The sequence below is a fragment of the Streptacidiphilus sp. ASG 303 genome (genome assembly GCF_020991365.1).
Lineage (GTDB): Bacteria > Actinomycetota > Actinomycetes > Streptomycetales > Streptomycetaceae > Peterkaempfera.
Map to the genome: position 1 here is coordinate 40,948 of NZ_JAJLRA010000028.1, position 17,944 is coordinate 58,891.

13 protein-coding genes are annotated in these 17,944 nt (G+C 74.7%); 11 read left to right on the forward strand and 2 right to left on the reverse strand.

Features of this window, described 5'->3' with window-relative positions; translation table 11 throughout:
* The first annotated feature begins 67 nt into the window (after nucleotides 1-67).
* The 4 genes from LO771_RS25210 to LO771_RS25225 all read left to right on the forward strand — a co-directional run bounded on the left by LO771_RS25210 (nucleotide 68) and on the right by LO771_RS25225 (nucleotide 4,829).
* Complete coding sequence (locus LO771_RS25210; RefSeq protein WP_230746779.1) at nucleotides 68-1,099, forward strand: LacI family DNA-binding transcriptional regulator; 1,032 nt, start codon at nucleotides 68-70, stop codon at nucleotides 1,097-1,099.
* A gap of 105 nt (nucleotides 1,100-1,204) precedes the next feature.
* Nucleotides 1,205-2,410 carry a S1C family serine protease gene (locus tag LO771_RS25215; protein ID WP_230746780.1) on the forward strand — a complete coding sequence of 402 codons (1,206 nt, stop codon included), beginning with the start codon at nucleotides 1,205-1,207 and terminating at the stop codon, nucleotides 2,408-2,410.
* 149 nt (nucleotides 2,411-2,559) lie between these two features.
* Nucleotides 2,560-3,324, forward strand: a complete 765-nt coding sequence (locus tag LO771_RS25220; RefSeq protein ID WP_230746781.1) for a response regulator transcription factor — start codon at nucleotides 2,560-2,562, stop codon at nucleotides 3,322-3,324.
* Nucleotides 3,325-3,332: 8 nt separating this feature from the next.
* A complete protein-coding gene (locus LO771_RS25225) occupies nucleotides 3,333-4,829 on the forward strand; it encodes a HAMP domain-containing sensor histidine kinase (protein ID WP_230746782.1) in 1,497 nt (498 codons plus the stop codon).
* A gap of 32 nt (nucleotides 4,830-4,861) precedes the next feature.
* Here LO771_RS25225 and LO771_RS25230 read toward each other — a convergent pair whose 3' ends face one another.
* A complete protein-coding gene (locus tag LO771_RS25230) occupies nucleotides 4,862-6,694 on the reverse strand; it encodes a bifunctional UDP-sugar hydrolase/5'-nucleotidase (protein ID WP_230746783.1) in 1,833 nt (610 codons plus the stop codon).
* Nucleotides 6,695-6,916: 222 nt separating this feature from the next.
* Nucleotides 6,917-8,761, reverse strand: coding sequence for a DUF1996 domain-containing protein (locus LO771_RS25235; RefSeq protein ID WP_230746786.1), 1,845 nt, complete (start codon nucleotides 8,759-8,761; stop codon nucleotides 6,917-6,919).
* A gap of 139 nt (nucleotides 8,762-8,900) precedes the next feature.
* Between LO771_RS25235 and mshD the strand changes: the two genes are divergently transcribed.
* The 7 genes from mshD (at nucleotide 8,901) to pstA (ending at nucleotide 17,922) form a co-directional block, all read left to right on the forward strand.
* Complete coding sequence (gene mshD, locus LO771_RS25240) at nucleotides 8,901-9,875, forward strand: mycothiol synthase (protein WP_230746787.1); 975 nt, start codon at nucleotides 8,901-8,903, stop codon at nucleotides 9,873-9,875.
* Nucleotides 9,876-10,145: 270 nt separating this feature from the next.
* On the forward strand, nucleotides 10,146-12,362 hold the full coding sequence (locus LO771_RS25245) for an RNA degradosome polyphosphate kinase (RefSeq protein WP_230746788.1): 2,217 nt from the start codon (nucleotides 10,146-10,148) through the stop codon (nucleotides 12,360-12,362).
* Between the two features lie 51 nt (nucleotides 12,363-12,413).
* Nucleotides 12,414-13,622 (forward strand): CHAD domain-containing protein, encoded by a 1,209-nt coding sequence (locus LO771_RS25250; RefSeq protein ID WP_230746789.1) that lies wholly within the window; start codon nucleotides 12,414-12,416, stop codon nucleotides 13,620-13,622.
* Between the two features lie 113 nt (nucleotides 13,623-13,735).
* A complete protein-coding gene (locus LO771_RS25255; RefSeq protein ID WP_374228238.1) occupies nucleotides 13,736-14,197 on the forward strand; it encodes an NUDIX hydrolase in 462 nt (153 codons plus the stop codon).
* Nucleotides 14,198-14,404: 207 nt separating this feature from the next.
* Nucleotides 14,405-15,556, forward strand: coding sequence for a phosphate ABC transporter substrate-binding protein PstS (pstS, locus tag LO771_RS25260; RefSeq protein WP_230746790.1), 1,152 nt, complete (start codon nucleotides 14,405-14,407; stop codon nucleotides 15,554-15,556).
* A gap of 186 nt (nucleotides 15,557-15,742) precedes the next feature.
* On the forward strand, nucleotides 15,743-16,852 hold the full coding sequence (gene pstC / locus LO771_RS25265) for a phosphate ABC transporter permease subunit PstC (RefSeq protein WP_230746792.1): 1,110 nt from the start codon (nucleotides 15,743-15,745) through the stop codon (nucleotides 16,850-16,852).
* Entirely contained in the window at nucleotides 16,849-17,922 is a 1,074-nt protein-coding gene (gene pstA, locus LO771_RS25270; RefSeq protein WP_230746794.1) for a phosphate ABC transporter permease PstA, read from the forward strand. Before pstC ends, pstA begins: the two co-directional genes overlap by 4 nt.
* The last annotated feature ends 22 nt before the right edge of the window (nucleotides 17,923-17,944 follow it).

Sequence of the window (17,944 nt, forward strand, 5' to 3'; positions counted from 1 at the left end):
GGACCGCGGACGCGCCAAGGGGTGGACAGCCGGTCCGCACCGGCCGCCACACGCGTAGAATCCCCGCGTGCCCAAGGTGACACGTGACGATGTGGCCAGGCTGGCAGGTACCTCGACCGCGGTCGTCAGCTATGTCATCAACAACGGTCCGCGCCCCGTCGCGCCCGCGACGAAGGAGCGCGTGCTCGCCGCCATCGAGCAGCTCGGCTACCGGCCCAACAGCGTGGCGCAGGCCATGGCCAGCCGCCGCACCAACCTGATCGGCATGGTGGTGCCCGACGCCCGCCAGCCGTTCTTCGCCGAGCTGGCGCACGCCGTGGAGCGGGTCGCCTCCGAGCGGGGCAAGCTGGTGCTGATCGGCAACTCCGACTACGTGGACGACCGCGAGGTCCACTACGTCCGCGCCTTCCTCGGCATGCGGGTCTCCGGGCTGATCCTGGTGAGCCAGGGCCCCTCGGAGCGGGCCGCGGAGGAGTTCGCCGCCATGGAGGGGGCCCGGGTGGTGCTGCTGCACCGCCGCCCCGAGGCCATCGACGACGTCGCGGTGGTCACCGACGACGTGGGCGGCGCCGAGAACGCGGTGCGCCACCTGCTGGAGGTCCACGGCCACCCGTACGTCGCCTGCTTCGGCGGCCCGGTGGCCTCCCCGGCGCCGGGCGACCCGGTGGTGGACCACATCGAGGGCTGGCTGCGGGCCATGGAGGCGCACGGCGTCGCCGAGCCGCGCCGCCGGCTCGTCGAGGCGCCCTTCGACCGGTACGGGGCCTACAAGGTGGCACTGGACCTGCTGCGCTCGCCGGACCGGCCGCCCGCGGTCTTCTGCTCCACCGACGACCAGGCCGTCGGCGTGCTGCGCGCGGCCCGGGAGGCGGGGGTGCGGGTGCCGGAGGACCTGGCGGTGGTCGGCTTCGACGACATCCCCGAGGCCGCGTTCTGCGACCCGCCGCTGACCACGGTCGCCTCCGACCGGGACGCCATGGCCCGCGCCGCCGTCGACCTGGTGCTGGACGACTCGCTGCTGGTGCCGGGCTCGGAGACCGAGCGGGTCCGGCAGTTCCCCAACCGGCTGGTCGTCCGCCGCTCCTGCGGCTGCCCGTGACCGACGTCCCGCCGCGCCGGCGCCCCCGCGGACCCGGCGGGCTTCTCGGGCGCTTCTGACCCGGCTCTCATCGCGCTCTCACGTGCGGGGCGGAGCCTGGTCGGCATGGACGAGCAGCAGCACGGTACCGGCGGCACGGCCGGTACGGACAGGACGGGCACCCCCGGCACCCCCTCCACCCCCGACGGCCCGGTCGGCACAGCCGGCCCGGCCGGCACCGCCGGCGCGGACCGGCCCCACGACCCGCCGCGGGTCCTGGAGGGAACCGTCGTCGGGCACGCCCCCGGCACCGGCGGCCACGGCGGTCCCGACGGACCGCCGCCCCCGCCCCCGCCGGCCGCCCCCTCCCCCGCCGCGCCCGGCCACCGGGGCCGCAGGCGCCGGGCGGCCGGCCCCGCCGCCCTGGTCGCGGCGGTCGCCGTGCTGGCCGCCGCCGCGGGCGCGGTCGGCGGCGGACTGGTCGCCGCCCGCCGGGACGGCGGCTCCGGCGCGGCGGGGGCCGCCGTGGTGCGCACCGTCGCCGAGCGGACCTCGTCCGGCGCCCCGTCGGCCGCCGCCGTCGCCGCGGCCGTCTCCCCCAGCGTGGTCGAGATCTCCGTGCGGTCGGCGGGCGGCACCGCCACCGGGACCGGGATCGTCCTCACCTCCGGCGGCCGGATCCTCACCAACTACCACGTGGTCTCCGGCGCGGTCGGCGGCGGCGGCACGGTGACGGTCACGTTCCACGACGGCTCCACCGCGCGTGCGGCGGTGGGCGGCACCGACAGGGCGCTGGACGTCGCCGTGGTCGAGGCCTCCGGCGTCCACGGCCTGACCCCGGCCGTCCTCGGCGACTCCGACGCGGTCGCCGTCGGGGACCCCGTGGTGGCGATCGGCTCGCCCGAGGGCCTCACCGGCACCGTCACCTCGGGCATCGTCAGCGCCAAGGACCGCGAGGTCACGGTGGAGGTCGACGAGGAGTCGACCCGCGGCAACGGAGGCTTCGGGTACCCGCACCTGCCCGGCGCGTCCGGCACCCAGGGCGCCCAGGGCTCCCAGGGCTCCTCGGGCGGCTCCTCCACCGCCACCTACCGGGCGCTGCAGACCGACGCGGCGCTCAACCCCGGCAACTCCGGCGGTCCGCTGATCGACGCCTCCGGCCGGGTGGTCGGGATCAACTCCGCGATGTACTCCCCGCCGGACGGGGGCACGGGCTCCGGCGCCGCCGCCGGCGGCGGGTCCGGCTCCGTCGGCCTCGGCTTCGCCATCCCGGTGGACGACGTGCGGAAGGTCCTCCCCCAGCTCGAGGCCGGCCGCACCCTGTCCGCCTGATCGGCACCGGCCGGCCGTCGCGGCCCCGCACCGCGGCGGCGGACAATGGCCCCCTGCACCCGCGCCCGGAGCACGACGCCGCGGCCCGTGCGCCCGTAGCCCCGTACGGCGGACCGCCCCGGCACCGCACCCCACCCCGGAGAGCCCCCATGACGCCCCCCGACGCCGACCGCGGCCGCCCCGAGGCGGCCGGCAGCGCCGCCCGCATCCTCGTGGTCGACGACGAGCCCGCCCTGCGCGACGCCCTGGAGAGCAGCCTCGCCTTCGAGGGCTACGACGTGCGCACCGCCTCCGACGGCCTGGAGGCGCTGGCCGCCGTCGAGCGCGAGCGGCCCGGCCTGGTGCTGCTCGACGTCATGATGCCGCGGATGGACGGCCTCACCGCGGTCCGCCGGATGCGGTCGCGCGGCGACACCGTGCCGGTGCTGATGCTCACCGCGCGCGACGCCGTCGGCGACCGCGTCACCGGCCTGGACGTCGGGGCGGACGACTACCTCGCCAAGCCCTTCGAGCTGGACGAGCTGCTGGCCCGGGTCCGCGCCCTGCTGCGCCGCGGCGCCCTCGCCGCCGAGGCGGCCCGGCTGGAGGAGGCGGCCGGCGGGGAGGTCCTCGCCTTCGAGGGCCTGCGGATGGACACCGCGACCCGCGAGGTCACCCGCGACGGGCGGCCCGTGGAGCTGACCCGCACCGAGTTCATGCTGCTGGAGATGTTCCTCTCCCACCCCCGGCAGGTCCTCACCCGCGAGCAGATCCTCAAGGCCGTGTGGGGCTTCGACTTCGAGCCCTCCTCCAACTCCCTGGACGTGTACGTGATGTACCTGCGGCGCAAGACCGAGGCCGGCGGCGGGCCCCGCCTCATCCACACCGTCCGGGGCGTCGGCTACGCGCTGCGCGCCGCCGGCCGGGCCGGCTGAGCCCGGCGATGAGGCGCCCCGCCCTCCCCGCCGCCGGCTGGTTCCGCCGCGCGCCGCTGCGCCGCCGGCTCGCCCTCCTCACGGCGCTGGCCGTGGCGGTGGCGGTGGCGGTGTCGGCGCTCTCCTGCTGGCTGCTGGTCCGCAAGCAGCTGTACAAGCAGCGCGAGGACCGGCTCCGGGCGACCTTCGCCCTGCCCCCGGACGTGCTCTTCAGCCCCGACCAGGCGGTCCGGCAGTTCTGCGTCGACCCGCGGGGGCCGCGGGGGCTGCGGCAGGCCGACGCCACACCGACCGTGGTCCTCGCCGACGGGCACGCCTGCAGCTCCGCGCGCGAGGACGCCGACCGGCTCAGGGGCGTGACCGCCACCGCGGCCGACCGCGAGGTCGCGGGGGAGCCCGGCGGCGGCCGGTTCCGCTACGGGACCCTCGCCAACGGCACGGAGGTCCGCGTCTACACCCGCAACATCGGCCCGGGGGTGGCCCTCGCCGTCGCCACGCCGACCGGGGAGGTGGACGGGCAGCTGGGCTCCCTGGCCCTGCGGCTCGCGCTCGTCGCCGCCTGCGGCGTGGTCATGGCCTCCAGCGCGGGCCTGGTGGTCGCGCGGGCCTCGCTCAAGCCGGTCGACCGCCTCACCGACGTGGTGGAGCACATCGCCCGCACCGAGGAGGTCGGCACCACCATCCCCGTCGAGGGCCGGGACGAGATCGCCCGGCTCAGCGAGTCGTTCAACGCCATGAGCACGGCCCTCGCCGCCTCCCGGGACCGGCAGACCCGGCTGGTCGCCGACGCCGGCCACGAGCTGCGCACGCCGCTGACCTCGCTGCGCACCAACGTGGACCTGCTGGTCCGCAGCGACTCCACCGGCCGTCCGCTGCCGCCGGAGACCCGCACCCGGCTGCTGGGGAGCATGAAGGCCCAGATGGGCGAGCTCTCGACGCTCATCGGCGACCTGCTGGAGCTGTCCCGGCCCGCGGCCGGCCGCTCCGACGGGGAGGCGTCGGTCGTCGCCCTGCACGAGGTCGCCGCCCGCGCCGTGGACCGGGGGCGGCTGCGCGGCCCGGGACTGCGCTTCGAGGTGCGGCTGGAGTCCTGGTACGTGCGGGGCGACGCCCACGCGCTGGAGCGGGCGGTGGTCAACCTGCTGGACAACGCCGTGAAGTACAGCCCGCCCGGCGGCACGGTGGACGTGGCGCTCTCCGGCGGCAGGCTCGCGGTCCGCGACCGGGGGCCGGGCATCGCCCCGGACGAGCTCCCCTACGTCTTCGACCGGTTCTGGCGCTCGCCGTCGTCGCGGCAGCTGCCGGGCTCGGGCCTGGGGCTCTCCATCGTCGCCCAGGCCGTGCGCGACGGCGGCGGCGAGGTCGCGCTGGGGGCGCCGCCGGACGGGGGCGCCGGCACCGAGGCCGTGGTGCGGCTGCCGGGCTCGCCGGTGCCGCCCGCGCCGGGGGACCCGCCCGGCCCGCCGGGGCGGGGCGGGGACGACGACGGCGGGCGCGGTGCCTGAGCACCGCGCCCGCCGGAGGTGGTGACGCCTCGTCAGCCCTGGGCGGTGCCGGGGCCGACGACCGTGATGCGGTCCTGCGCCGGCGGGGCCAGCGGGGACGCCGCCGAGGAGTGCGCGGTGAGGTAGGCGGTGAACAGGTCCAGGTCGGACGGGCCGACCAGCTTGTTCGTGCCCTGGGCGAGGGCCGGGAAGCCGTCGCCGCCGCCCGCCAGGAACTCGTTCATGGCGACGCGGTAGGTGCGGGCCGGGTCGATCGGCTCGCCGTTCAGCCGGATCGAGGAGGCCACGACCCGGTCCGCGCCGGCCTTGGTGAGGTCCAGCGTGTAGGTGAGGCCCCTCGAGACCTGGAGGATCTTCGGCGCGGCGAGGTTGGAGCCGCTGACCTGCTGCTGCAGGGCGGCGACCACCTGGGCGCCGGTCAGGTCGACCACGTTCATCATGTTGGTGAACGGCTGCACGGCGAAGGCCTCGGCGTAGGTCACCACGCCGTCGCCCTCGGTGCCGGACGCCTTCTGGACCAGGTCGGCGCGGATGCCGCCGGGGTTCATGAGGGCGATCTGGGCGCCGCCCTTGTCGGCGGGCGCCAGGCCCTCCAGCTGGGCGTCGGCGATCACGTCGCCGAGCGGCTTCTCGTAGGCGTCGCTGCCGCGCCCGTTGATGTCCGCCGAGATGTAGCCGACGGTCCGGCCGGCGATCGGGGCGGCGATCCGCTGGTAGTACGCGATCAGGTCGGTCAGGTCGGCGGCCTTGGGGACCGTCCGGCGGACCACGTGGTTGGCGGCCGTGACCGAGCTGCGGACGACGTCGCCGGTGGCGTGGTCGATGGGCAGGTCGATCTCGGTGTACAGGCGCCCGAAGGAGGCGGCGCTGGTCACCCGGCGGGGCTGGCCGGCCGGGTCCGGGATGGTGCAGTTGTACGCGTTGTGGGTGTGGCCGGTGACGATGGCGTCGACCTCGGGGTCGACGTTCTTCGCGATGTCCACGATCGGACCGGAGATGCCGGCGCCGGCGCCCGGTGAGTCGCAGTCCGCGTCGTAGGTGTTGCCGGCCGGGTAGCCGCCCTCGTGCACCAGGGCCACGATGGTCCGCACGCCCTGCTGCTTCAGCTCGGCGGTGTACCGGTTGATCGTCTCGACCTCGTCGCCGAACTTCAGGCCCTTGACGCCGGCCGCGGTGACGATGTTCGGGGTGCCCTCCAGGGTGACCCCGATGAAGCCGACCTTCACGCCGTGCACGTTCTTGACCCAGTACGGGGCCAGCAGCGGCTTGCCGGTCGCCTCGCTGGTGACGTTGGCGGCGAGGTAGTCGAACTTCGCGCCCTTGAACTTCCGGCCCTCGGCGTAGCAGCCGTCGGTCGGGTGGCAGCCGCCGTTCTGGAGGCGCAGCAGCTCGGCCGAGCCCTCGTCGAACTCGTGGTTGCCGACGCTGGTGACGTCGAGGCCGATCTTGTTCATCGCCTCGACGGTCGGCTCGTCGTGGAAGAGGCCGGACAGCAGCGGGCTGGCGCCCACGATGTCTCCGGCGGCCACGGTGAGCGAGTGCTTGTGGCCCTCGCGGGCCTGGCGCAGCGCGGTGGCGAGGTACTCGACGCCGCCGGCCGGGGTGGAGACGACGGCGCCGGAGGCGTCCTTCTCCTTGATGGTCCCGGAGGAGCCCGCGGGGGGCTCCAGGTTTCCGTGGAAGTCGTTGATCGCCAGCAGCTGCAGGTCGTCGATGCGCTGGGCGGCGAGGCCGGCCGGGGCGGGCTGCGCGTCGGCGGCGGAGGCGGTCGCCGCCGGGATCGCCAGGGCGACCAGTCCCGCGGAGGCCGCTGCGGTCAGCAGGAGGCGGCTCCGGCGGGCGCCGGTTCTGATGGTCTCGGGCAAGGGGGTCCCCTTCACCTTGGGACGAGGCACGGGAGTGTCGGGGGAAGCCTAGGGTCAACGCGCGTAGCTGTCAGGGTCCTTCGGGTAACGGTGTGGTTTCCGACCGCCGTACGCCCGGCGCCGCGGCGGTGCGGGAACGGCGCGGGAACGCGGCGGCGCCGGGCCGGTCGAGGGGACCGGCCCGGCGCCCGCATCGGGTGCCGGCCGTGGCACGACGGTGCGTCAGGTGCAGTTCTGGCCAGCGTTGATGCAGTTGACGGCCTTGTTCATCAGCTCACTGGACATCACGTTGACGAAGTCGCCGTGGTCGGTGACCGCCTTGTGCAGCTCCTCGGGGAAGCTGTCCAGCGCGAACCTGGCGCCCTGCGGGATCTGGTAGCTGAGCGTCATGCGCAGCTGCGGGATGGCCCGGAAGCCGTTCGGGCAGGCGCCGTCGCCGCCCGGGAAGACCACGTGGGTGCGGTGGTTGGCGCTGTCCGTGTTCTGCCCGTCCCAGCAGCTGGGGAAGTCCAGGATGCGGACCGTCCGGGCGCCGCCGCACAGCGGGTACTTGTCCTTCAGCCGCAGGTTGAGGGCGTTGCTGCAGCTCCACTGGGCCTTCGCGTTGGCGGGGCCGTTGGTGACGGCGGCCTTGGCGTCGCCGGTGATGATGCGGAGGAACTGCGGCATCGCGACGACCTTGGCCGTCAGGCTGCCGCGGAACTCCAGCTTGACGCTGCTCGCGCGGAGCTTGGTGCCGATGTTCTTGTCCCCCTGGCCGCCCAGCTCGTTGGCGTCGCCCTGGTCGCCGGCCCGGGTGAGGCGCAGGACGGGCCAGTAGTACGCCGACTTGTCCTGCTGCTCGGCGCAGGTGGTGCCTCCCGCGAGGAGGCTGTCGTTGGTGGAGAAGCCGTCGCTGGTCCTGTTGCCCACGTAGTCGTGCACGTGGTGGGCGCCGTTGGCGACACCGGGGGCGACGATGAAGTTGGCGGGGTTGTTGTGGTCGCTCACCCCGCAGTTGGAGGTGAAGGTGCCGGAGGCCGGGCCGGCGGCGAGGTTGGGATCGTTGGCCGGGGTGCCGGTGCGGATGTCGGCGAAGTCGGCCGCGGAGAGGCCGTTGGCGAAGCCGTCGGGGCTGATACCGCCGCCCTGGTTCTGGTTGCCGCCGTTGTTCTGGCCGGCGTTGACGTTGCCGTTGTTCTGGCCCCCGCCGTTCTGGCCGCCCTGGTTCTGGCCTCCCTGGTTCTGGCCGCCGTTCTGCAGCGCGCAGGCCGCGAGGTTGTTCAGGCCCCGGGGCCGCTGGGCGCCGGTACGGCCGATGGCGATGGCGATCCGGTCGAGCGTCGCCACCCGCTTGCTCTTCAGCGGGCCGAGGATGGCGTTCTGCACGAAGTTCGGGCCGCCCTGGCCCTGCGAGGAGGCGAGCCGCCGGTCGGCCTCGGCGACCTGCCGGTCGAGGAGCGCCAGGTTCCGGTTCACCTCGTTCTGCGCCCGGGCGGGGACGTTGCCGACGGCGCCCTTCACGTCGGGGCAGGCGATGCCGCCGGCGCCGTTCTGCGCCTGGCCCTGGTTGCCCTGGACCTGGCCGGCGTCGGCGGATCCCTGGTTCTGGCCGCCCTGGTTCTGGCCCCCGTTGTTCTGGCCGCCCTGGTTCTGGCCCCCGCCGTTCTGCAGGGAGCAGTCCGCCAGGTTCTGCAGGCCCTGCGGCCGCTGGGCGCCGGTGCGGCCGATGGCGATGGCGATCCGGTCGAGGGTGGAGACCCGCTTGTCGCGCAGCGGGCCGAGGATGGCGTTCTGCACGAAGTTCGGGCCGCCCTGGCCCTGTGAGGAGGCGAGCCGCCGGTTGGCCTCGGCGACCTGCTGGTCGAGGAGCGCGAGGTTGCTGTTCACCTCGTTCTGCGCCTGGGCGGGGACGGCCCCGATCATCTCGTTCACGCGCGGACAGGCGATGGTGGCCCCGGCCACGTTGTCGTCCGCATTGGCACTCGCGGTGAAGGCGGCGTATCCCCCGCCTCCCAGTGCTAAGGCGGCGGCCACGCCGATGGCCACCGTACGGCCCCTGCGCCGAGCGCGCTGGTGCTGGCTCATGGTGCTATGCCCTCCATCGGGGGAGTAGAGGCGATGGGCCCGCCGCAAGTGGTGGTCCGCCGGGCGCTGCCGTCCTCTACGCGCGGGTCCCGGGGCCGGTTCAAACATCCGGCGGCGGGACAGCCGTAAGGTCATGACCATGGACGCTGCTGCCGCGGGGACCAGCCCCGACGAGGACCGCATCGAGACCGTCGCCGTGCCGCTGCCGGACGACGCCCGGCTGATCGGCGCGCTGCTGGAGACGGCCGCCCGCGAGGACGGCAGGGAGGCGGTGTCCGAGCAGGGCCGGCTGCACCTGCGCGCCGAGCGGGCCGGGGTGCGGCACCTGCTCCAGCACGACGGCTACGGCACCCTGGTCGGCTACGCGCAGCTCGACGGCTCGGCCGGGGGCCGGGCGCCCGTCGTGGAGCTGGTGGTCGACCCGTCCCACCGCGGCCGCGGCCACGGCCGGGTGCTGGCGCGGGCGGCGGTGGCGGAGGCCGGCGGCGCCGTGCGGCTCTGGGCGCACGGCGGCCACCCGGCAGCCCGGCACCTCGCGGAGTCCCTCGGGCTGGAGCTGTTCCGGGAGCTGCGGCAGCTGCGGCGCCCGCTGCCGCCGGCGGGGCCCGCCCTGGACGCGGAGCTGCCGCAGCCGCCGCTGCCCGAGGGCGTGTCGGTGCGGACGTTCCGGCCGGGCGAGGACGACGAGGCGTGGCTGCGGCTGAACGCCGCGGCCTTCGCCCACCACCCCGAGCAGGGCGCCTGGACCGCCCGCGACCTGGCGGAGCGGCTCGACGAGCCGTGGTTCGACCCGGCGGGCTTCTTCCTGGCCGTCCGCGACACGCCCGGGGGCGAGGCGCTGGTCGGCTTCCACTGGACGAAGGTGGCCCCCCGCACCCCGGGCCAGGAGCAGGTCGGCGAGGTGTACGTGCTCGGTGTGGACCCGGCCGGGCAGGGCGGCGGCCTCGGACGGGCGCTGACCGCGGTGGGCCTGCGCCACCTGGCCGCCGACCGGGGGCTGCGGACCGCGGTGCTGTACGTCGACGCGGACAACCCGGCCGCGCTGCGGGTGTACGAGCGGATGGGCTTCGCCACGCACGAGGTGGACCTGATGTACCGCACCCCGGGCGCGTGACCCGGGACACGTGACCCGGGGCCCGTGCCCCGGTGCGTCACCGCAGGTGACCGGCGTGTGGACAGCGCGACCGCCCGAGCTTCCCTGGCGGCCACGCGCTGTTTACCGTGGATTCAACCACTGTTGCGAAGATCACGGGACGACGCCGGCAGTGCCCTCCCCGCGCCCGGACTCGCCGCGGCGCCCCCGGCGGTCCGGGAGCGCCCTGCGGGGTATGCGAGGAATGAGCCGGTATCGCCGGACGTCGCCGTGCAGGAGGAGCTGGAGACCATGAGCAGCACCCCGCGTCCCGCCCGCCCGGCCGTCGAGCAGCCGCCGAACGGCGGTGTGACCGCGACGCTGGGCATCCCGCTGCCGCCCGGCACCGCCCTGGTGGACGGGGACGTGCCCGAGGAGGTCTTCCCGGAGTTCGAGGAGGAGCTGCCGCAGGGCCGCTTCCTCGACCGGGAGCGCAGTTGGCTGGCGTTCAACGAGCGGGTGCTGGAGCTCGCCGAGGACCCGGACACCCCGCTGCTGGAGCGCACCAAGTTCCTGGCGATCTTCGCGAGCAACATGGACGAGTTCTTCATGGTGCGGGTGGCGGGCCTCAAGCGCCGCATCGCGACCGGCGTCGCCCAGCGCTCCGCGTCGGGCCTGCAGCCCCGCGAGGTGCTGGACCTGATCTGGACCCGCTCGCGGGAGCTCATGGCCAGGCACGCCGCCGCCTTCCAGCAGGACGTGCTGCCGGAGCTGGCGGCCGAGGGCATCGAGCTGGTGCGCTGGTCGGACCTCACGGACGCGGAGCAGGCCCGCCTGCACACCCTGTTCCGGCAGAACATCTTCCCCGTGCTCACGCCGCTGGCGGTCGACCCGGCGCACCCCTTCCCGTACATATCGGGCCTCTCCCTCAACCTGGCGGTCGTGGTCCGCAACCCGCTGTCGGGCCACAAGCACTTCGCCCGCGTGAAGGTGCCCCAGTCGCTCCACCGCTTCCTGGAGGCGTCGCCGCAGCGGTACGTGCCGCTGGAGGACGTCATGGGGGCCCACCTGGAGGAGCTGTTCCCGGGCATGGAGGTGCTCGCCCACCACGCCTTCCGGGTCACCCGCAACGAGGATCTGGAGGTCGAGGAGGACGACGCCGAGAACATCCTCAAGGCGCTGGAGAAGGAGCTCATGCGGCGGCGCTTCGGCCCGCCGGTGCGCCTGGAGGTCGAGGAGTCCATCGACCCGTACGTGCTGGACCTGCTGGTCCGCGAGCTGAACATCAGCGAGGCCGAGGTCTACCCGCTGCCCGGCCCGCTCGACCTCACCGGCCTGTTCGGCCTGGCCGCCCAGGACCGGCCCGACCTGCTGTACCCGAAGTTCGTGGCGGGCACGGCGCGCGGCCTGGCCGACGTGGAGTCGGCGTCCGCGCCGGACGTCTTCGCCGCCCTGCGCGAGCGGGACGTGCTGCTGCACCACCCGTACGACTCCTTCTCCACCTCGGTGCAGGCGTTCCTGGAGCAGGCCGCCGCCGACCCGCACGTGCTCGCGATCAAGCAGACGCTGTACCGCACCAGCGGCGACTCACCGATCGTGGACGCCCTGATCGACGCCGCCGAGGCCGGCAAGCAGGTGCTGGTCCTGGTGGAGATCAAGGCCCGGTTCGACGAGCAGGCCAACATCAAGTGGGCCCGCAAGCTGGAGGAGGCGGGCTGCCACGTCGTCTACGGCCTGGTCGGGCTGAAGACGCACTGCAAGCTCTCGCTGGTGGTACGGCAGGAGGGCGAGACGCTGCGCCGGTACGCGCACGTCGGCACCGGCAACTACCACCCGAAGACCGCCCGCCTCTACGAGGACCTGGGCCTGCTCACCTCGGACCCGCAGGTCGGGGCCGACCTGTCGGACCTGTTCAACCGCCTCTCGGGCTACTCCCGCCGCGAGTCCTACCGCCGGCTGCTGGTGGCGCCGCGCGGGCTGCGCGACGGCCTGGTCTCCCGCATCCACGACGAGATCGCCCACCACCGGGCCGGCCGGCCCGCCCGCGTCCAGATCAAGGTCAACTCGATCGTGGACGAGACCCTGGTGGACGCCCTCTACCGGGCCTCGCAGGCCGGGGTGCCCGTCGACGTGTGGGTGCGCGGCATCTGCGCGGTGCGGCCCGGCGTGCCGGGGCTGTCGGAGAACATCCGGGTCCGCAGCGTGCTGGGGCGCTTCCTGGAGCACTCCAGGATCTTCGTCTTCGGCAACGGCGGCGACCCCGAGGTGTGGATCGGCAGCGCCGACATGATGCACCGCAACCTCGACCGCCGCATCGAGGCCCTGGTCCGCGTCGCCGACCCGGCGCAGCGGGCCGAACTGGCCGGGCTCATCGAGCTCGGCATGTCCGACGAGACCGCCTCCTGGCACCTGGGCCCGGACGGCACCTGGACGCGCCACTGGCACGACGCGGAGGGCCGCAGGCTGCGGCACGTCCAGGAGACGCTCATCGAGTCGCGCAAGCGCCGCCGTCGGTCGGCGGGCCGGTAGGGGCCGCGCGGCCGCCGCTCACGCTCCACGGGGACGGGGACCACTTCCACCATGAACGACGCGCTCTCGCCGTCCTCGCAGTCCGTGTCGCTCCCGGCGGCCGCGACCGCGGGGGACGTGCTCACCGTCCACCTCACCGCGCAGGCCGGGGCGTTCCTCCGCGCCCTGCCGCTGGTGCACGCCCTGCCCCGCACGGACGGGCCGCCCCGGGCCGACGGGGGGCCGGACGGCCGCGGGCCGGGCGGGCCGGCGGACCGGGTCGGCGAGCTGCTGCGCGCCGTCCGGCGGGTCGGCGGGGCGCTGCACACCTTCGCGGCCGTGGTGCAGCCGGGCTGGGCGCAGGAGCTGCGCGACGAGCTGCGGTGGCTGCTCGGCACGCTGAGCCGGGAGCCGTCCTGCGACCGCAGGCTGGCCCGGCTGCTGGGCTCGCTGGACTCGCTGACCGGGACGGCGGCCCCCGACCGGCTGCCCCCGCAGCGGGGCGCGGAACCGCCGGGGGCCGACCGCAGCGGCGGCACCGGGATCCTGGCCGGGCACGCGGGGGCCGCCAAGGCGCGGGCGCTGCTGGAGCGGCAGCTCACGGCGGCCCGCTCCCGCGTCCACAGCGAGAACCTGCAGCAGCTGCGCTCGGCCAGGCTGCACGCCCTGGCCGACCGGATGACGCTGATGAGCGGGGAGGTGCCGCTGGCCGCCCCGGCCGCCGGACCGGCCGCCGAGGTGCTGCTGCCGCAGGCGGCGGCCGCGCTGCGGGCGCTGGAGCGGGCCGCGCGGGCGCTGCCGCTGGCGAGCGCCGGCACCGCCTACAACGGGGACGCGCTGCACCGGCTGGGCGGGGAGGGCCCGTCCGAGGGCCGCGGCCCGGGAGCCGCGGCCGGCGACCCGGGGGCTGCGGTCGGCGGGCCGGGGGCGGCCGGGGCGCCGGCGGCGGACGACGCGCCGTGGCTCCGGGTGCGGATCCTCGCCAAGCGGGCCCGCTACGCGCTGGAGGTGTGCGAGCCGCTCCTGGACGGGCAGGCGGCGGGGACGGCGGCCCGGCTGGGGGCGCTGGGGCGCGTCCTGGACCGGCACCAGGAGGCCGCCGACGCGGCCGCCACCGCGGCGGCGGTGGCCTGCACCCCGCGGATCACCCCGGCGACGGCCTACGTGCTGGGGGTGGTCCACGCGGACCAGCGGCTGGAGGTGGAGGCCGCCCGGTACGCCTTCGGCCGGCAGTGGCCCGAGGTCGCGGACCGCGCCCGGCACGGGTGGGCGGTCCGCTGAGGGGGCATGGCCCGCTGCCGGGGGGCGGCGGGGACGGCCCGGGTGCGGCGGCGGCCGGAGAGGGGGCCGGGCAGGGGCCGCGCCGGCTGCGGACGGTCCGGGCGGCGGGGGCGGTGCTCTGGCTGCCGGGGGCCTCGGGCGGCGCGGCGCGGCACGCGGCGGAGGCCCGGTTCGCGTGGTTCGAGCCGCTGGTGGCGCTGGTGCACCGGCCGAAGTACGACGACTGGTCGATGCCCAAGGGCAAGCTGGAGGCGGGCGAGGACGCGCTCACGGCCGCGCTGCGCGAGGTCCGGGAGGAGACCGGCCTGGGCTGCGTGCCGGGGGCCGAGCTGCCCGTGCGGCGGTACTGGGTGCGGGGGCGGCCGAAGGAGGTCCGGTACTGGGCCGCGGTGCCGTCGGGCGGCGCCTTCGCGCCCAACCGGGAGGTCGACCGGCTGGAGTGGCTGCCCGCCGCGGCGGCGCGCGCCCGGCTCACCCACGACCACGACCGGGTGCTGGTGGACGCGCTGCTGGCGGTGCTGGCGGGCGCCTCCCCCGGCGGCGGGCAGCCTGACATGGTACCGACATTTCCTTGATCCCACCGTGTCCCCACCGTGAGGAAACCGTTACTACCGGCCGCGGTCTCCTGGCATCCCTCCGAGGTTCACCCCCCGTTCATGTCCGCCCGCCTGCAGCTTCACCTGCCCGGCCTAACGTCGGGGTCAACGGCGTCCGGGAAGGCCGTCGTGAATCCGCGAAGCCCCAGGTCAGGTTGTACAGGGGCTGCCAGAAAGGGACACACAGTGAAGCTCCAGCGGAACGGCCGCACCAAGGCCCTCGCGATCGGCGCCCTGGCGGTCGTCAGCTCGCTGTCGCTCGCAGCGTGCGGCTCTGACGACAACACCAAGACCGGCTCGAACACGTCGGCCTCGTCCTCCGCCGGCGGCGCCTCGGCCGGCGGCGCGGCCGCCGACTGCGGCAAGGGCGGCCAGCTGCTGGGTGCGGGCTCCACCGCGCAGGCCAACGCCATCGAGGTGTGGAAGGCCGCCTTCCAGGCCAAGTGCTCCGGCACCGTCATCAACTACAACGGCAACGGCTCCGGCGCCGGCGTGGCCAACTTCAACCAGGGCAAGGTCGCCTTCGCGGGCTCCGACGCCGCCCTGAAGCCGGAGGAGGTCGACGCCTCCAAGAAGGTCTGCGCCGGCGGCCAGGGCATCGACCTCCCGATGGTGGGCGGCGCCGTCGCCATCGCCTACAACGTGGACGGCGTGGACAACCTGGTCCTCGACGCCCAGACCACCGCCAAGATCTTCGACTCGAAGATCACCAAGTGGAACGACCCGGCGATCGCCAAGCTGAACCCGGGCGTGAAGCTGCCGGACGCCAACATCCAGGCCTTCCACCGCTCGGACGACTCCGGCACCACCAAGAACCTCACCGCCTACTTCGCGGCCGCCGCCGGCAAGTCCGCCTGGCCGTACGAGCCCGACAAGAAGTGGGCCGGCAAGGGCGGCCAGGCCGCGACCGGCAGCGCCGGCCTCGCGGGCCAGGTCAAGCAGCAGAAGAACTCGATCACCTACGTCGAGCTCTCCTACGCGCAGACCAACAGCCTGAAGACCGCGAAGATCGCCACCGGTGCGGCCCAGCCGGTCGAGGCCACCGCCGAGGCGGCTGCCAAGACCATCGGCCTCGCCAAGGTCAAGGGCACCGGCAGCGACCTGGCCCTGTCCCTCGACTACGCCACCAAGGCCGACGGCGCCTACCCGCTCGTCCTGGTGACCTACGAGATCGTCTGCGACAAGGGCAACAAGCCGGAGACCCTCCCCGGCGTCAAGGCCTTCCTCAACTACACCATCAGCGACGAGGCCCAGCAGGCCATCGCCGACAAGGGCTACGTGCCGCTGCCGGCCGAGGTCGCCGGCAAGGTGAAGGCCGTCATCCCGACCCTCGCCTGACCCACCGCCCGGGGTCCCGCACACGCGGGACCCCGCCGTGGCCGGCCCCGACGGAGGGGGGCGGGACCGGCCACGGCAAGGCCCCCTCCCCCTCCGCCCGCCGACAGAACCGACAGAACCGACAGTCCGGTGCACCGCCGCCAGGCGCCGTCCCCCAGGGACAGGCGCCTACAGACCGGAGAAGACATGGACACACCCTCGCCGACCGTCCCGCAGGACCGGGACGGACCGTACGGCCCCCACCAGACCTCCCACGGCCACGCCGCGCACGGCCAGACCCCGGTCGAGCTCCCGGCCGAGCTGCCCGCCGCCCTCGCCGAGGCCACCGGCCAGCGCGGGGTCACCGCCCCGCCCAAGGCCCGCAACCGCATCGGCGACACGCTCTTCCTCGCCGCCTCCCGCGGGTCCGGCATCCTGCTGCTGGTGATCATGGCGGCCATCGCCGTCTTCCTCGGCTGGCAGGCCAGCAAGTCGCTGAGCTCGAACACGGGCCACTTCTTCACCACCTTCGAGTGGAACCCGGACGCGACCCCGCCGGTCTTCGGCATCGCCGTGCTGCTCTTCGGCACCGTGGTCAGCGCCGTCATCGCGATGGCCATCGCCGTGCCGGTGGCCGTCGGCATCGCGCTGTTCATCTCGCACTACGCGCCGCGCCGCCTGGCCCAGCCGATCGCCTACCTGGTCGACCTGCTGGCCGCCGTGCCGAGCATCGTCTACGGCCTGTGGGGCGCGCTCTTCCTGGTGCCGCACCTGGACGGCCTGACCGCCTGGATGAACGACTACCTCGGCTGGACCCACCTCCTCAGCCAGAGCGACGGCGTCTCCGGCAGCGCCCCGCGCAACCTGTTCACCGTGGGCATCCTGCTCGCGATCATGATCCTGCCGATCATCACCGCGGTCAGCCGCGAGGTCTTCAAGCAGGCACCGCGGATGCACGAGGAGGCCGCCCTGGCCCTCGGCGCCACCCGCTGGGAGATGATCCGCACCGCGGTGCTGCCGTTCGGCCGCCCCGGCGTGATCAGCGCCTCCATGCTCGGCCTGGGCCGCGCGCTCGGCGAGACGATGGCGGTCGCCACCGTCCTGTCCCCCTCGGACAAGCTGAACCTGCACCTGCTGGACCCGGGCGGCGGCACCTTCGCCCAGAACATCGCCGCCAAGTTCGGCGAGGCCTTCGACAACGGCCGCAGCGCCCTGATCGCGTCCGGCCTGATGCTGTTCGTGATCACCCTGCTGGTCAACGCGGCGGCCCGCCTGATCATCGCCCGCCGCAAGGAGTTCTCGGGGGCCAACGCATGAGCACCGACGTGAAGCACCGCGCCTCCTCCTCGCCCCTCGGCCGCACCTCCCTCACCGGGGGCCGCCTCCCGAAGTGGGCCCCCGCCGCCACCGCGGCCGGCTCCGTCGCGGCCGGCTGCGCGATCGGCGCCGGGGCCGGCCTCGCCAGCCACATCCAGTGGGGCCTCATCGCGGCCCTGCTCTTCGTGTCCGCCTCCTACGCGCTGGCCGCGAAGGTCGAGGGCACCCGGCAGGCCAAGGACCGCCTGGCCACCAGCCTGGTCTGGGTCTGCTTCATCCTCGCCGTGATCCCGCTCGTCTCGCTGACCGTGTACACGGTCCAGCAGGGCGCGGGCGTCGTGGACGGCACCTTCCTGAGCCACTCCATGAACGGCGTGATCAGCTCCGAGCCCGGCGGCGGCATCTACCACGCCATCCTCGGCACCCTGGAGCAGGTCGGCCTCGCCACCCTGATCGCCGCGCCGATCGGCCTGCTCACCGCCGTGTACCTCGTCGAGTACGGCCGCGGCCGCCTCGCCAAGGCCGTCACCTTCTTCGTGGACGTCATGACCGGCGTGCCCTCGATCGTGGCCGGCCTGTTCGTCCTCTCCTTCTGGATCATCATCCTGGGCTTCAGCTTCTCCGGCTTCGCCGGCAGCATGGCCCTGGCGATCCTGATGATGCCGGTCGTCGTGCGCTCCACCGAGGAGATGCTCAAGCTCGTCCCCAACGAGCTGCGCGAGGCCTCCTACGCGCTGGGCGTCCCCAAGTGGAAGACCATCGTGCGGGTCGTCGTCCCCACCGCGATCGGCGGCATCACCACCGGCATCATGCTGGCCGTCGCCCGCATCACCGGCGAGACCGCCCCCGTGCTGCTGCTCTGCTTCACCACGGACGTCATCAACACCAACCCGTTCCAGGACGCGCAGGAGTCGCTGCCGCTCTACATCTGGCACCAGTACTCGCTGGGCAACGACCAGACCTACGCCCGCGCCTGGGGCGCCGCGCTGGTCCTGATCGCCATCGTCATGGGCCTGAACCTGGTCGCGCGGGCCGTCGCGCGCTGGCGTTCGCCCAAGGCCGGCCACTGACATCCTGACGACGAGGAACGAG

Coding starts and splice junctions, on each gene's coding strand:
- pstC (WP_230746792.1), top strand. CDS start 15,743: ATGGACACACCCTCGCCGACCGTCCCGCAGGACCGGGACGGACCGTAC.
- LO771_RS25220 (WP_230746781.1), top strand. CDS start 2,560: ATGACGCCCCCCGACGCCGACCGCGGCCGCCCCGAGGCGGCCGGCAGC.
- mshD (WP_230746787.1), top strand. CDS start 8,901: ATGGACGCTGCTGCCGCGGGGACCAGCCCCGACGAGGACCGCATCGAG.
- pstA (WP_230746794.1), top strand. CDS start 16,849: ATGAGCACCGACGTGAAGCACCGCGCCTCCTCCTCGCCCCTCGGCCGC.
- LO771_RS25215 (WP_230746780.1), top strand. CDS start 1,205: ATGGACGAGCAGCAGCACGGTACCGGCGGCACGGCCGGTACGGACAGG.
- LO771_RS25235 (WP_230746786.1), bottom strand. CDS start 8,761: ATGAGCCAGCACCAGCGCGCTCGGCGCAGGGGCCGTACGGTGGCCATC.
- LO771_RS25250 (WP_230746789.1), top strand. CDS start 12,414: ATGAACGACGCGCTCTCGCCGTCCTCGCAGTCCGTGTCGCTCCCGGCG.
- LO771_RS25225 (WP_230746782.1), top strand. CDS start 3,333: ATGAGGCGCCCCGCCCTCCCCGCCGCCGGCTGGTTCCGCCGCGCGCCG.
- LO771_RS25245 (WP_230746788.1), top strand. CDS start 10,146: ATGAGCAGCACCCCGCGTCCCGCCCGCCCGGCCGTCGAGCAGCCGCCG.